At 58.6% G+C, this 14,815-nt stretch carries 15 protein-coding genes; 7 read left to right on the plus strand and 8 right to left on the minus strand.

Annotated elements, in window-relative coordinates; genetic code table 11:
* The first annotated feature begins 45 nt into the window (after window positions 1-45).
* The 5 genes from RUM8411_RS17050 to infC all read left to right on the plus strand — a co-directional run bounded on the left by RUM8411_RS17050 (window position 46) and on the right by infC (window position 4,516).
* Window positions 46-1,710: a nitrite/sulfite reductase gene (locus tag RUM8411_RS17050; protein WP_085823925.1), complete on the plus strand. Its 1,665-nt coding sequence runs from the start codon at window positions 46-48 to the stop codon at window positions 1,708-1,710.
* Window positions 1,700-2,461 carry a phosphoadenylyl-sulfate reductase gene (locus RUM8411_RS17055; protein ID WP_085823926.1) on the plus strand — a complete coding sequence of 254 codons (762 nt, stop codon included), beginning with the start codon at window positions 1,700-1,702 and terminating at the stop codon, window positions 2,459-2,461. Before RUM8411_RS17050 ends, RUM8411_RS17055 begins: the two co-directional genes overlap by 11 nt.
* Window positions 2,458-2,865, plus strand: coding sequence for a DUF934 domain-containing protein (locus RUM8411_RS17060; protein ID WP_085823927.1), 408 nt, complete (start codon window positions 2,458-2,460; stop codon window positions 2,863-2,865). Before RUM8411_RS17055 ends, RUM8411_RS17060 begins: the two co-directional genes overlap by 4 nt.
* A gap of 110 nt (window positions 2,866-2,975) precedes the next feature.
* On the plus strand, window positions 2,976-3,809 hold the full coding sequence (locus RUM8411_RS17065; RefSeq protein ID WP_085823928.1) for a ferredoxin--NADP reductase: 834 nt from the start codon (window positions 2,976-2,978) through the stop codon (window positions 3,807-3,809).
* A gap of 245 nt (window positions 3,810-4,054) precedes the next feature.
* Complete coding sequence (infC, locus tag RUM8411_RS17070) at window positions 4,055-4,516, plus strand: translation initiation factor IF-3 (protein ID WP_234995283.1); 462 nt, start codon at window positions 4,055-4,057, stop codon at window positions 4,514-4,516.
* 53 nt (window positions 4,517-4,569) lie between these two features.
* Here the strand turns inward: infC and RUM8411_RS17075 are convergent, their stop codons facing one another.
* The 3 genes from RUM8411_RS17075 to RUM8411_RS17085 form a co-directional block, all read right to left on the minus strand.
* Entirely contained in the window at window positions 4,570-4,956 is a 387-nt protein-coding gene (locus tag RUM8411_RS17075) for a hypothetical protein (RefSeq protein WP_085823930.1), read from the minus strand.
* 73 nt (window positions 4,957-5,029) lie between these two features.
* Window positions 5,030-6,346 (minus strand): aspartate aminotransferase family protein, encoded by a 1,317-nt coding sequence (locus RUM8411_RS17080; protein WP_085823931.1) that lies wholly within the window; start codon window positions 6,344-6,346, stop codon window positions 5,030-5,032.
* Window positions 6,343-7,110 carry a beta-keto acid cleavage family enzyme gene (locus RUM8411_RS17085; protein WP_085823932.1) on the minus strand — a complete coding sequence of 256 codons (768 nt, stop codon included), beginning with the start codon at window positions 7,108-7,110 and terminating at the stop codon, window positions 6,343-6,345. The genes RUM8411_RS17080 and RUM8411_RS17085 overlap by 4 nt, the downstream gene beginning before the upstream one ends.
* Window positions 7,111-7,197: 87 nt before the next feature.
* Here RUM8411_RS17085 and RUM8411_RS17090 point away from each other — a divergent pair, with 87 nt between their 5' ends.
* Window positions 7,198-8,097 (plus strand): MurR/RpiR family transcriptional regulator, encoded by a 900-nt coding sequence (locus tag RUM8411_RS17090; RefSeq protein ID WP_085823933.1) that lies wholly within the window; start codon window positions 7,198-7,200, stop codon window positions 8,095-8,097.
* A 48-nt stretch (window positions 8,098-8,145) separates the two neighbouring features.
* Here RUM8411_RS17090 and RUM8411_RS17095 read toward each other — a convergent pair whose 3' ends face one another.
* The 5 genes from RUM8411_RS17095 to RUM8411_RS17115 form a co-directional block, all read right to left on the minus strand.
* Window positions 8,146-8,937: an FAD binding domain-containing protein gene (locus tag RUM8411_RS17095; RefSeq protein WP_085823934.1), complete on the minus strand. Its 792-nt coding sequence runs from the start codon at window positions 8,935-8,937 to the stop codon at window positions 8,146-8,148.
* A 94-nt stretch (window positions 8,938-9,031) separates the two neighbouring features.
* A complete protein-coding gene (locus RUM8411_RS17100) occupies window positions 9,032-11,392 on the minus strand; it encodes a xanthine dehydrogenase family protein molybdopterin-binding subunit (RefSeq protein ID WP_085823935.1) in 2,361 nt (786 codons plus the stop codon).
* A gap of 79 nt (window positions 11,393-11,471) precedes the next feature.
* Window positions 11,472-11,957, minus strand: a complete 486-nt coding sequence (locus RUM8411_RS17105; protein WP_085823936.1) for a (2Fe-2S)-binding protein — start codon at window positions 11,955-11,957, stop codon at window positions 11,472-11,474.
* Window positions 11,958-12,104: 147 nt separating this feature from the next.
* Window positions 12,105-13,112, minus strand: a complete 1,008-nt coding sequence (locus RUM8411_RS17110; RefSeq protein WP_085823937.1) for a molybdopterin-binding protein — start codon at window positions 13,110-13,112, stop codon at window positions 12,105-12,107.
* Window positions 13,109-14,077, minus strand: a complete 969-nt coding sequence (locus RUM8411_RS17115; protein WP_085823938.1) for an XdhC family protein — start codon at window positions 14,075-14,077, stop codon at window positions 13,109-13,111. Before RUM8411_RS17115 ends, RUM8411_RS17110 begins: the two co-directional genes overlap by 4 nt.
* Before the next feature lie 234 nt (window positions 14,078-14,311).
* Between RUM8411_RS17115 and RUM8411_RS17120 the strand changes: the two genes are divergently transcribed.
* Window positions 14,312-14,812, plus strand: coding sequence for a hypothetical protein (locus RUM8411_RS17120; RefSeq protein WP_085823939.1), 501 nt, complete (start codon window positions 14,312-14,314; stop codon window positions 14,810-14,812).
* The last annotated feature ends 3 nt before the right edge of the window (window positions 14,813-14,815 follow it).

Below are 14,815 nucleotides of genomic sequence, written 5' to 3' on the forward strand. Positions count from 1 at the left end.
CTTCTATGGCCCCAGGTTCGGGGCTGCAAATAAGGACAGCTAGATATGTATCGCTACTCCGAGTTCGACACAGCATTCTTGGCGGAACGCAACGCGCAGTTCCGCGCCCAGGTCGAGCGCCGCATTGACGGGTCGCTGACCGAGGATGAATTCAAACCCCTGCGCCTGATGAACGGCCTGTATCTGCAGTTGCATGCCTATATGCTGCGGGTCGCTATCCCCTATGGCACGCTGAACAGCGCGCAGATGCGTCAGCTGGCCCTGCTGGCTGAAAAGTGGGACAAAGGCTATGGCCATTTCACCACCCGCCAGAACATCCAGTACAACTGGCCGAAACTGAACGACGTGCCGGATATGCTGGACGCGCTGGCCGAGGTTGGCATGCACGCCATCCAGACCAGCGGCAACACCATCCGCAACGTGACCGCGGACCATTTCGCCGGCGCCGCCGCAGATGAGGTCGCCGATCCGCGCCCCTACGCGGAACTGCTGCGCCAGTGGTCGACCGACCACCCGGAATTCCAGTTCATGCCGCGCAAGTTCAAGATCGCCATCACCGGATCTGAGAATGACCGCGCGGTGATCAAGGCCCATGATATCGGCCTGCAACTGGTCGAGCGTGACGGAGTTTTGGGTGCCCGCGTTATCGTCGGCGGTGGCTTGGGCCGCACGCCCATGATCGGCAAGGAACTGTCGGACTTCGTCGCCTTTGACGACCTGCTGGCTTATCTCGAAGCCACCGTTTCCGTCTGGAACCAGATTGGCCGCCGGGATAACAAGTATAAGGCGCGCATCAAGATCACCGTGCATGAGCACGGCATCGACGCCATCCGCGCCAAGGTGAACGAGCGTTTCCTGCAGGTCCGCCCGCAGTTCAAAGGCGCCGACATGAACCTCTTGGACGAGATCAAGGGCCACTTTGCGGCACCTGCCTTCCGCAAAGCATCCGTTGCGTCGTTTGAATCGGCCTACACCAACGATCCGGTTTTCCGGTCCTGGGTGGATACCAACATCGCACCGCACAAGAACGCGGACCACGCGATTGTCACGATTTCGATCAAGAAACACGGGGCGACGCCGGGTGATGCGACCGACGAACAGATGCGCGTAATGGCCGATCTGGCCGAAACCTTCGCCTATGACGAGCTGCGCATCAGCCATGAGCAGAACGTGATCCTGCCGCATGTCCACAAGTCGGACTTGCCAGCAATCCACGCGAAACTCAAAGAACACGAGTTGGCGACCGCCAACATCGGCCTGATCAGCGACATCATCGCCTGCCCCGGCATGGATTACTGTGCGTTGGCGACGGCGCGGTCGATCCCGGTTGCGCAGGAAATCGCCACCCGGTTCGAAGACCTGAAGCTGGAGCACGACATTGGCCACCTGAAGATCAAGATCTCGGGCTGCATCAACGCCTGTGGTCACCACCATGTCGGCCATATCGGCATCCTGGGTCTGGATCGCGCGGGCGTCGAAAACTACCAGATCACGCTGGGCGGTGACAGCACCGAGACGGCCGCCATCGGCGACCGCACCGGTCCGGGCTTTGCCTATGATGAGATCGTACCGGCAGTTGAACGCATCGTGGACACCTATCTGAACCAAAGGGAAAGCGCCGAAGAGACCTTTCTGGCCACTTATCGCCGGGTCGGCATGGCGCCGTTCAAGGCAGCGCTCTACCCCGAGGCGCAGGCAAATGCCGCTTGACCTAATCCAGACGGACCTGGGCCATGACAGGCGCGAACTGACTGAAAAGGTCGACGCGCTGAACGCCCGGTTCCGCCACCACAGCGCACATGACGTAATGCATGGTGCAATCGAAGAAATCGAAGAGCTGGCGCTTGTGTCCAGCTTTGGCGCAGAGTCGGTGGTGTTGCTGCATATGGCAGCGGTGGTCGACAAGATGACCCCGGTGTTGTTCATCGACACCCAAATGCTGTTCACTGAAACGCTGGAGTACCAGCAGGAAGTCAGCGAACGGCTGGGATTGCGAAACGTCAAAATCATCCGTGCGGATGAAGAGGACGTACAGCGCGACGACCCCTATGGTGCATTGCGCATGCGGGACATGGATGCGTGCTGCAACCTGCGCAAGACCTTTCCGCTGCAACAGGCCCTGTCGGGCTATTGCGGTTGGATCACCGGGCGCAAGCGGTTTCAGGCCGGAACCCGTACGGCCTTGGAGTTTTTTGAGGTCGAGGACGGCACCGGCCGGATCAAGGTAAACCCGCTGGCCCATTGGGCGCCCGAAGATGTGCGTACCTATATGGACGAAAACAACCTGCCCCGTCACCCGCTGGTGGCCAAAGGATACCCTTCAATCGGCTGTGCGCCCTGCACCTCGCCGGTCAAAAAGGGCGAAGACCCCCGCGCCGGACGCTGGCGCGACCAGAACAAGGAAGAATGCGGCATCCATTTTGTCGATGGCAAGATGGTGCGCGCCGGAGAGAAAACATGAATGTAATCGTTACCGATGAGGGGTTCGCCCCTGATGACTGGACCGATGGCTATGTCACCCTGGAAGACGCGGCCAATGATGTAGTCGCGCTGGACGTGGCATCGGACACCGACCCCGATGAACTGATTGGTCGCCTGGGATGTGCCAAGATGGTGCGTGTGGACTTTCCTTCCTCAGCCGATGGGCGTGGGTTCACCATCGCCCGCGTGCTGCGCCTGAAAGGCTACACCGGACGCCTGCGCGCCAAGGGCCACGTTCTGGCCGATCAATACGCTATGGCCCGTCGCAGCGGCTTTGACGAGGTTGAGATCGACCACACCCTTGCCACCCGTCAACCCGAGGACCAGTGGCTGGCGCGCGCCAATTGGAAAGACAACAACTATCAGGCCCGTCTGCGCGGCTAAGCCCGCCACTGCCAGCCTGAAAAAGGACGTTGGGGGCAACTGCCCCCTTTTCCTGACTTGGATCAAAGATTAAACGGAGATGTCGGTTTACCCCACCGACAGTGATAACGATGACAGAGATGAAGCCCGTGACCGAAGCAACCGCCGTAAAGGCCCCCGTTCTGCCGGACGCCCAGACTGTGACTGACGTCAAGCACTGGACCGACAGCCTGTTCTCCTTCAAGGTGTCGCGCCCTGTGTCACTGCGGTTCCGTTCGGGTGAGTTCGTGATGATCGGCCTGTTGGGCGACAACGGCAAGCCACTGCTGCGTGCCTATTCCATCGCGTCACCGTCGTGGGACGAAGAGCTGGAGTTCTATTCGATCAAGGTGCAGGACGGTCCGCTGACCTCAAAACTGCAACACATCAAGCCCGGCGATCAGATCATCTTGCGACCCAAGCCTGTTGGCACGCTGGTGCATGACGCTCTGCTGCCCGGCAAGCGTCTGTGGTTCTTCGCCACCGGCACCGGCTTTGCGCCTTTCGCCTCGTTGCTGCGCGAGCCGCAAACTTATGAAGACTACGACGAGATCATCATCACCCATACCTGTCGTGAAGTGGCCGAGCTGGAATATGGCCGCCAGTTGATCGAAAGCATCCGCCAGGACGAAATGCTGGCCGAACTGATGGGCGAAGGTTTTGCCGACAAGATCCGCTATTACCCGACCACCACTCGGGAAGAGAGCCCCAAGATGGGCCGCATCACCAATTTGCTGAAAGATGGCACTGTCTTCGCGGATCTCGGCATCGAAGATGGTATCAAGCCGGAATTCGACCGTGCGATGGTGTGCGGATCGCTGGCCTTTAACCTGGATATCAAGGCAATCCTTGAAGAGTTCGGCCTGCGCGAAGGTGCCAACTCTGAGCCCAAGGAATTCGTGATCGAAAAGGCCTTTGTAGGCTAATCCCTGCGTGCGGGCTACTGGAATGCCAGTGGCCCGCCGATAAACCTGCTGCAAAACCTGTGATTTCAGCCCTTTCTGCACGGATGGCGCTTGAAACAAGGCGCGGGGCGGTCTAAATTCCGGGCTCGAAAATCTGCAATCATCAAAGGAATGAACCCATAGCTCGCAGACCTCACAACGCGCCGCCGCAAAGAGACACCGGCCCGCGCGTCAATGATAAGATCCGTGCCCCCGAAATTCGCCTGATTGGCGCCGAAGGTGAAAACGTCGGGGTGGTTCATCCCGCCAAAGCCATGCAGATGGCCGTAGATGCCGGACTTGATCTGGTCGAGATCTCGCCCAATGCGAACCCGCCGGTCTGCAAGATCATGGACTTTGGTAAGTTCAAATACGAAACCCAGAAACGCGAAGCCGAAGCCCGTAAAAAGCAGAAAATCATCGAGGTAAAAGAGGTCAAATTCCGGCCCAACACCGACACGCATGATTACGACGTGAAAATGCGCAACGTGTTCAAGTTCCTGGAAAACGGCGACAAGGTGAAAATCACCCTGCGGTTCCGGGGCCGTGAAATGGCACACCAGAACCTGGGTCGCGAATTGCTGGAACGTGTGGCTGAGGATATCAAGGAATTGGGCAAGGTAGAAAACATGCCCAAGATGGAAGGCCGTCAGATGATCATGATGATCGGGCCGCTGCCACAGAAATAAAAGCGTCATCGACGCAATGTTTCAAAGCCTCCTCTTTCCGAGGGGGCTTTTTATTATGTCTCGCGGCCTTTCATCCAAAGGCGCGCGTCGTTGACGTCGAAGCCCAACGAGATCAGATCAACGACCAGCAGCACAGTCAGAAATGTCAGATGGCCTGATGTCGCCACTTCTGCATCCGCAAGTGTCAGGGCCACAATGACGACCAGCGGGCTCCACACCAGAAGATGCGGCAACGCCATCGCCTTGCTCATTCCTCGTGCGGCCAACATGATCGGGATGTTTAGCGCCATACCGGTGATGGAAAGCGCAGCGATCAGCCCTCCGTTTGGTTGGTCCAGAAAGGCAAGTGGGGCGAGATTTACGGGAACCAGAACAATGCCAATCCAAATTTGCACCCAAACAGGAAGGCCCCGAAAACTTGCCCAGATATCCTTGATCATTCCACACCGCCGTTTAGATTACTTACGCAGCATACTCTATTGATCCCAAACAAAAAGTCAGATCACATCTTCGTCAAATGACAGATGTTATCGCCTTGCTAAGCCTGGTGATCAACTCGTCGATCTGCGCATCTTCTATTATGAAAGGCGGTGCCAGAAGGATATGATCGCCCAGACGCCCATCGCGTGTCCCGGACATTGGGTAACAGATCAGCCCCTCAGCCATCGCTGCCTTTTTGATCTTTCCCGCCACGCCCCGGCTGGGATCAAAAGGCGTCTTGGTCTCTCGGTCTGCAACCAGTTCGATGCCGCGAAACAGTCCTTTGCCCCGGATGTCTCCAACATTAGGGTGCTGTCCAAAGGCATCCTCAAGCGCAGATTGAAGCTTTTGCCCCATCACACCCGCCCGTTCTGGCAAGTCACGTTCGGTCAGTTCCCGGACCACAGCCAACGCCGCCGCCGTTGCGACGGGATGTCCAATATAAGTGTGACCGTGCTGGAAGAACCCCGACCCATCCCGGATCGCTTCAAATATTTGATCTGTGCAAAGCATGGCGCCGATCGGTTGATACCCGGCCCCCAACCCCTTGGCGATACATAGAATATCAGGTGCGATACCGTCATGATCGCAGGCAAACAACCGCCCGGTCCGCCCCATCCCGCACATCACCTCATCCAGGATCAGCAGCACACCGTACTGATCGCAAATCTCTCGGATGCGTGTAAAATACCCTTCGACCGCCGGAACCGCACCCAGAGTTGCGCCCACAACCGGTTCGGCCATGAAGGCCATGACACTGTCCGGGCCCAGCCGAAGAATTTCGGCCTCTAATTCATTGGCGACGCGCTGGCCGTAGTCGAAACTGCTCTCACCTTTTGTTTTCTCGGCGTATTCATAACACGGCGCGATATGCGTCATCTCAATCAGCATCGGAGCAAATTGCGCCCGCCGCCACGCATTGCCACCCGCTGACAATGCACCCAACGTATTGCCGTGGTAGCTCTGTCGGCGCGCAATCACATGCCGCCGCTCAGGTTGCCCGATCTCTAGATAGTATTGTCGCGCCAGTTTGATTGCCGCCTCGGTCGCCTCGGACCCGCCGGACACGAAGTAAACCCGGTCCAGATCACCCGGTGCATGCGCGACCAGTAAATCAGCCAATGCCTCGGCCGGTTCCGATGTCATGAACCCGGTATGGGCAAACGCGATCTGCTCCACCTGTCTCTGCACCGCGCGGATCACCGCAGGGTTCGAATGCCCCAGACAGGAAACGGCCGCATCTCCGCAATCCAGGTATCGACGCCCATCAGCGTCGATCAAATAGCATCCATCCCCGCCCGCAGCGACAGGCAGATCAGACTTGGTATGGCGTGGAAAAACGTGACTCATTTCAGTGCCCCTTCCAACGTGGCGATCAGCGCCGAGACCGACGCGGCGTTATCTTTCCAGACGTTTCCGTCGCGGTCGGTCAGGCTGTTTTCGAACCCGACTCGAACGTCTGCTCCGTGGTGCGCGGCGTATACAAGACACGCGTGTTCCTGTGATCCGAAAGCGCAAACCATCCAATCTGACGCGTCCGCCGGAAATTGGTCAAGGTCCTTCGGCGACGATTCCTGCCCCGTGACGTACCGCCCCAATACCAACAGGCAATCCGACTGTTCCTTGGCCACAATTCCTGCCTCATGCCAGTGCGCCAGCTGCGCGGCGTCATCTGCATCATACAGGATATGCTGAACGCGTGTCCCCTGTTCAGAGCACAGGCCGTAAACACGGGACGCAAGCGCTGGCTCCCGCGCAATTTCCCGGACCGAGATCGAGACCCATTCCGGTCGCACATCGCGCAAACAATTGTACTGGGTTTCCACGTCGAACACACCTGCCGCCTCGGTGGTGATTTGAATGTCCAAGTGAGGAACCTTTTGGCGCAGTTCAGCCATCGTCTCAAGGTACTGGCCCGCATCCAATGTATGTCGCCCCTGCGCGTCCCGGATATGCAGATGAAGACCGTTTGCGCCTGCGTCAAAACAGCGATGGCCCGTGTCCACAATCTGATCCATCGACATGGGCAGCATCACGTGATCCGACGCCCCGCGCCGCGCACCGTTTGGCGCCACGAGTATATAGGGAAAACAGCGAGATCGTGTATCGGTCATCAGGGCACCTCAGGACTGCATTTTTATCTAAGAGGTCAGGTTTTGTTTTACACTTGCCTTTTCCAGAACATTTGTTCTTTTACCAGAATGGAGCATACACCAACCCACCTGACAAACCGCCTGCGCGAGGACATCGGGCAAATGCCTCCGGCGCTGCAAGCCGCCGCAAAGTACGTCGTCGACCACCCCGGGGACTTTGGGCTGAACCCAATCCGTGTCACGGCGGCCAATATCGGCGTCAGTTCAAATGTCCTTGTTCGTCTGGCGCAGCGCATGGGTTTTGACAGTTTTGAAGCCTTCCGAGGCCCCTTCCGCGCGGCACTGGTCACAGATCGCGAAGGTGACTTGGGTCAGGACTGGCTGACCGCGCTGCATTCCAAAGATGACTTCGGAAAAACACAGGCCAGGTTCGCCCAGAACGAACAGAACATCGTCGCCCGGTCCCTGCGACTGATGAATCCCGACAAGACCCGACAAGCAATACAGCACATAACTACAGCCCATCGATGCTATGTTACGGCAACGCGGGCCAGCTACGCGCTAGCGTACTATTTTTCCTACACCGGGCGGATGGCGCATCCGGGCATTCAACTGATCCCACGGCACTTGGGGTCCGCAACGGATGATCTTCTGGATGCAAGCCCACAGGATTGCCTGATTGCCATAACGGTTCACCCCTATTCCGCGGACACGATTCAATCCATGCGTTTTGCCAAGAAAATGGGGCTTCGAATCATTCTGGTTTCCGACAGCGATGTGATCGCACCCGGGATAGACCCGGACGTAGCCTTCACCGTCAGTACCAGAACCTTGCACCCGTTTTCTTGCTTCACCGGAGCGATGGCTATTCTGGAATGTCTACTGGGCCATCTTTTCGAGGCCGGTGGGACCGCGGCCAGTCAACGCGTCGAGGCTTACCAAAAAGCGCGCGAAGACACCGGGGCCTATTGGCAGCCGTCAAAACCTCCAAGGCTGCGGCGCACCTAAAAAGCCCCGGCGTTTTACCGGGGCTTTGAGGTTTTGGTTTTGACTCTGTTACAGACAGGCGGCGACGGCGCGTTTGGTCATTACAGCCACCAAATGCGCGCGGTAGTCCTTGCTACCATGCAGATCGCCGATCATGTTCATCGGATTGATGCTCAGCCCCATCAGCGCATCGGCGCGGAATTCCTTGCTCAGCGCCTGTTCGGCCTCGGACCAGCGGAACACGCCGTCCTCACTTGCACCGGTAACTGCAACCCGGACGCCATCAGCAAAGCGCGCCACATAGACCCCTACCAGAGCAAAGCGCGAAGCCGGCTGCAGGAACTTCTGATAACTCGCCGCCTGCGGCACCGGGAACCGGACCGACGTGATGATCTCACCCTCCTCCAGCGCGGTGGAAAACATGCCCTCAAAGAAATCATCGGCCGCGATCTGACGCGTATTGGTCACGATTGTAGCTCCTGATCCCAGCACACCTGCCGGGTAACAGGCCGCCGGGTCATTGTTGGCAACCGAGCCGCCGATTGTGCCGCGATTGCGCACTGCCGGGTCACCGATCTGACCCGCAAGCGCCGCCAGCGCCGGATAAGACCCCGCCGCCTCGCGTGCGACCACCGCATGAGGGGTTGCACCGCCGATGGCGACCGAGCCGTCATCCTCAACACAGACCCCCTGCATCTCGGCAATGCCACTCAACGACACCAGGGCCGACGGCGACGCAAGCCGCTGTTTCAACGTCGGGATCAGGGTTTGCCCGCCCCCCAACGCCTGCGCATCCTCATCTCCCAGCGCTGCAACCGCATCAGCAATGGTAGAGGGCTTCTCAAACTCGAAATTATACATTTCGTCTTTCCTTTCCGAAGAACGCAGATCCGCCCTTCATCTGGCTATAAATATCCCGGGGGTCTGGGGGCAGAGCCCCCAGCCTGCCCCAATCTCACCCCTTCATGGCCGCCCAGACGCGCGACGGGCTGACGGGCATGTCGATGTGATCCACCGCCTTGCCGCCCGAATTCAACGCATCAATCACAGCATTGACCACCGCCGGTGGCGAGCCGATCGCACCCGCCTCACCACAGCCTTTCACGCCCAATGGGTTATGGGTACAAGGCGTCTGGCTGGAATGGTCCACACCGTAGAACGGCACATCATCGGCTCGCGGCATCGCATAATCCATGAAGGATGCGCTCAGCAGCTGACCGTTTTCGTCATAGGCGCAGTTTTCAAGCAACGCCTGACCGATGCCTTGGCCGATGCCGCCATGGACCTGACCATCTACAATCATCGGATTGACGATGTTGCCAAAATCATCAGCGGCGGTGAAGGCCTCGATGCTGACCTGACCGGTCTCGGGGTCGACCTCGACCTCGCAGGCATAGGCGCCGGATGGGAAGGTAAAGTTGGCCGGGTCGTAAAACGCGGTCTCCTCCAGCCCCGGCTCGACCTCAAGCGGATAGTTATGCGGCACATAAGCCGTCAGGGTCACATCGCCCCAGGCCACCGATTTATCGGTGCCTGCGACGCTGAACTGACCGTCCTTCAGCTCAATATCGGCCTCGGAGGCCTCCAGCAGGTGGGCCGCGATCTTCTTGGCCTTGTCGATCACCTTTTCGGTCGCTTTGACCATGGCCGAGCCACAAACAGCCAGAGACCGCGAGCCATAGGTGCCCATCCCAAAGGGGATCTTCGAGGTGTCGCCATGCACGATCTCGATCATCGACTCGTCGATGCCGATCATCTCGGCCACAACTTGCGGAAAGGCCGTCTCATGGCCTTGCCCGTGGCTGTGCGCACCAACCATGACGCTGATTGATCCGGTGGCATTCACCCGCACAGTCGCCGCATCATACAGACCCGCCCGAGCCCCCAGCATGCCTACGATGTTCGAGGGCGCGATGCCGCAGGCCTCGATATAGCAGTTGATGCCCAGGCCCCGCATCTTGCCATTGGCCTCACTTGACGCGCGGCGCGCGGCAAAGCCCGCCAGATCGGCGGCGGCCTCAAGCTTGTCCATCGTGCCGTTGTAATCCCCGGTGTCATAGGTCAGCGCCACCGGCGTGTCATAGGGGAACTGGGTGATAAAGTTCTGCCGGCGCAGCGCAATTGGATCGGCCCCCAGCTCGCGCGCGGCTTTGTCGATCACCCGCTCCAGCTGATAGGTCGCCTCGGGCCGGCCCGCACCGCGGTAGGCATCCACCGGTACCGTATTGGTGAACATCGCCTTGACGTTCACCTGAATGACCGGCGTGGTGTAGTTGCCCGCAGCCAGAGTGCCATGCAGCCAGGTCGGAACCGAGCTGGCAAAGGTCGACAGATAAGCCCCCATATTGGCGTAGGTATTGGTGCGCAGGCCGATAAAGTTGTTCTCGGCATCCAGCGCCAGTTCAATATTGGTCACATGATCGCGCCCATGGGCATCCGACATGAACGCCTCGGACCGGCTGGCCGACCACTTGACGGGCCGGTTGCAGGCCTTGGCCGCAAAGGTACAAAACGCCTCTTCGGCATAGTGGAAGATCTTGGTGCCAAAGCCGCCGCCCACATCGGGGGCCACCACACGCACCTTATGTTCGGGCAGGCCCAACACAAAGGCGCACATCAGCAACCGGATCACATGCGGGTTCTGTGAGGTGGTATACAGCGTATAATCCTCGGTCCCGCGGCTGTATTCGGCAACGGCCACGCGCGGCTCCATCGGGTTGGCAACCAGACGGTTGTTCACCAGATCCAGAGAGGTCACATGCGCCGCATTGGCAAAAACCTCATCCACCTTGGCGTTGTCGGTTTCCCCCAATTGCCAGTCATAGCAAATGTTGTTCTTGAGATCATCATGCACCAGCGTGGTGCCATCCTTCGCCGCAGCCTTCATATCCAGAACGGCGGGCAGTTCTTCGATGTCCAGATCGATCGCCTCGGCCGCGTCGCGGGCCTGGGCCAGCGTATCCGCAACAACCGCCGCAATCGGGTCGCCCACATGGCGGACCTTGCCCTGCGCCAGAATGGGATGCGCCGGTTCCTGCATCGGCGCGCCGTGCTTGTCCGTCACCTCCCAGCCGCAGGGAATACCGCCCACGCCTTCAAAATCCTTGCCGGTGAACACTCGGACCACCCCCGGCATGCTTTCGGCAGCTGAAGTGTCAAGATTGCTGATCCGGCCATGCGCGATATCTGAGCGCAGGAAATACACATGGGCCTGACCATGTACGTTGATGTCGTCGGTGTAATTGCCTGCTCCGGTCAGAAAGCGCACGTCCTCGCGCCGCTTGGAACTGGCCCCGATGCCACTGTCTTTGGGCATTGCTTGTTCTCCTCCCATAATGGATGCATCCGCATCCTATGTCATCCCACGGGCGTCTCCTCTGGCGCCCGCAGTGGCATTATTCCGCAGCGATGCTGCTGACGTCCTGACCGGATGCGGCCAGGATCGCCTTGACGATGTTGTGATAGCCAGTGCAGCGGCACAGATTGCCTTCCAGATACTTGCGCACCTCGGCTTCCGTCGGGCGCGGGTTCTCTTTCAACAGCGCCGCCGCGCTCATCACCATGCCCGGCGTGCAGAAACCGCATTGCAGGCCGTGATGATCCTGAAACGCCTGCTGGATCGTGTTCAACGACCCATCTGTAGCCGCCTGACCTTCGATCGTACCGACTTCAGCTCCGTCCGCCTCAACCGCGAGCATATTGCAGGATTTCACCGCCCCTCCGTTCACGTGGACCACGCATGCCCCGCATTGCGCAGTGTCACACCCAACATGCGTTCCAGTCAGCGACAAGTGATCACGCAAAAAGCCGGACAGCAACGTCCGGCCCTCAACATCACCACTCACGGACTTTCCGTTCACAGTCATTGAGACCTGTGTCATTGGTTCCTCCCATATAGTGTTTTTTGCTTGCCCCGAGTTAAACACGGGAATTTTTGTTTGAGAACAAAAATTTTCGTCGATTATTTCAATTTGTTACGCGCCCGACCCCTTCCGATTATGGCGCTGAAACACTGTGACAAAGTTCCGTTATGTCACCTTTTTTCGGGACGCTCGCGGCTGCGGTCGCGTCGGGATTTCCTTGAGCAACCCTCCGACGCCCATTCCGGCAATGTCGGCCCCCGTCGTTTCAATCCCACAGGCCACGCGCGACAACACCCAGTCGGCTCCGTTCAGCGCTGGAGACCTTGCACATCCCGGCAAGCCAATCACCGGACGATCACCAAGCGCGCCCAGAAACAACAGGTTGCCCGGATCAACCGGCATTCCGAACCGGTCCACCTGCCCACCGGCAGCCCGCACAGCCTGCGGTGCCACGTCCAGCACGTCTGATGTTGCCGAGGCGGTTAGGATCATCACTACCTCGCCCTCTGTCTGGGTCACTGCGGTCGACAACGCGCTGGTCTGATGTGGAACAATGCGCACATCGCACAAGTCCATCCCCAGCGATTGCACCCGGCTTTGGATGGCGGCAATGCCCTTTTCATTGGGAGGCCCACCGGGAATTTCGGTGACCACCAAACCTGCGGTTCGAAATACAGGCGTGACCAGCCGAACGGAGTTCTGCGCCAGGCGGGTAGCCTGAAGAACATCGGCACCGGGCACCGCGTAAGAAATGACCTTAATCGTCGCCACCATGCCGCCCGCGCTCATTTGCTGGTATTGTGGCACGGTCGCGACAGTGATCATCGGGTTGACCTGATTGAAGGCCTCCAGTGCGCTGATATCCAGAACAGCCACCCCTGGTGCGTCCGCAATCAGGTTCACACGACCAGTAAACGGCTGCGTGACCCGTAACGCGGCGGCCGCCGGATCAGGTGTCAGGGCGGCCGCCAGCATGCGCGCGGCCTCGTCTTCGTGGCAATCACCGGGTTCCAGACGGGCAACGGTAACCGTTTCATGCCCTGCCAAGTTCAGGATGTCCTGATGCTCGGGCGTCAGGATAAGGCCCTTGCGCAGCTTGATATCACCAGCCTGCACGGAATGGGCCAGTATGGCCCCGGCGGTCTGATCAACAGGAACAGCGCCAAATTTCACGCCTTGCCCCGCAACACAGCTGTCATTTGGGCCAGAATGGCCACTGCAATTTCCGACGGGTCAGCTGCACCAATATCCAAGCCGACAGGACCGTGAATCTGAGAGATCTGCGCCTCGGTAAAGCCCGCCTCTTTCATGCGAGCTACCCGTTTGGCATGGGTGCGGGTCGAGCCCAATGCGCCGATGTAAAAGACGCCGGCTTTCAATGCGGATTCCAGGGCCGGATCGTCCAGCTTGGGGTCATGGGTCAAAAGCACCACTGCCGTTCGGGCGTCCAAACCCAGCTTGGCAACCGCCTCGTCTGGCCAGTCGGTCAGGATCGTCTCACCGGGGAAACGCGCGCCAGAGGCAAAGGCGTCGCGCGGGTCCACAAGCGACGGATCATACCCCGCGATCCGCGCCATCGGCACCAACGCCTGTGCGATATGCACCGCCCCCACGACAATCAACCGCAGCGGAGGGTTATGGACCGCCACAAAGGTCTGCCCGTCTTCTTCGAACCCAGACCGATCCATGCGCATCCGTTCGGAATAGACATTTCTGCGCAACGCCCTGTGGCCCGTTTCGATATTGACCTCATAGGCAACCGGCTCCCGCGCGGCTCTGGCCTCTACCAGATCGCGCAGCATCTGTTCCGGCAGGACGTTGCCCACAGGTTCAACAAGAACACGGATCGTACCACCGCAGGCCAGCCCTACTGCAAAGGCATCCTCATCGCTGACACCAAATTCCAACAGGCGCGCATCGCCTTCTTCAATCGCCTCCAGCGCCTCGACCACTACCGCGCCTTCGACGCAGCCCCCCGAGACCGAACCTTCGATGCGACCATCGCCACCGATCACCAACTGCGCGCCTACGCGGCGCGGGGCACTGCCCCAAGTATGAACCACCGTGGCCAGGGCCGTCGGCATGCCACTGCTGTGCCAGTCCAGTGCCGTTTCAGGGCTGTTGTCGAATCTGTCCATTGCGCCCTCCCAGCGTGTCATTCCCCAACATAAGCAGCTTTGGCAGGATGAAAAGGAACCCTTGCCATCATCGGATTGGAACCACTTGCAAAAGTGATTCCTTCGGCGCGAACAAGCCCAGAATCCAACCTTACATGCAAAGGATTGATTGTCAGATCATGTGATTCTAGCCTACACGCGCATCTGGTGCATTCCAGGATGCGCATATTTTATTTTCACAACGGAGACAGAGAGTTGAAACGCATTATTACACTAGGATTGGCCTTTGGCCTTTTGGCCTCGACCGCAGCGACCGCTGATACATTCTTGCGTTATGGCGAAGTCGAAGGTTGGAAAGTCTTTGTTGATCAGGACAAAAAATCCTGTCTGATCGAAGCGGTGGATGACGTTGAAAATGTTGTTCAGATGGGTCTGACCGAAGATCGCGGCGTCGGCTATGTTGGTGTCTTCACCAAAGCAAAAACCGATATCAAGCGCGGCGACACAGAGGCCGTAGCGATTCTGCTGGGCGACAATATCTATATCGGTGAAGCCACCGGCATGAAGGGCAATATCACCAAAGGGTATTCGGGTGGGTACGTCCTGTCTGATGATCCTCAGTTTGCTGAAGATATCGCCAAGCAAAAGGTCATGGTTGTTTTCCCCGAGAAGGAATTTGCCTTCACCGTTGACCTGACCGGCACCTACAAGGCCATGGAAATGGCGCGCAAGTGCAACGATGAACAGCTGAGCTGAGTT

Source organism: Ruegeria meonggei (assembly GCF_900172215.1).
Classification (GTDB): Bacteria; Pseudomonadota; Alphaproteobacteria; order Rhodobacterales; family Rhodobacteraceae; genus Ruegeria; species Ruegeria meonggei.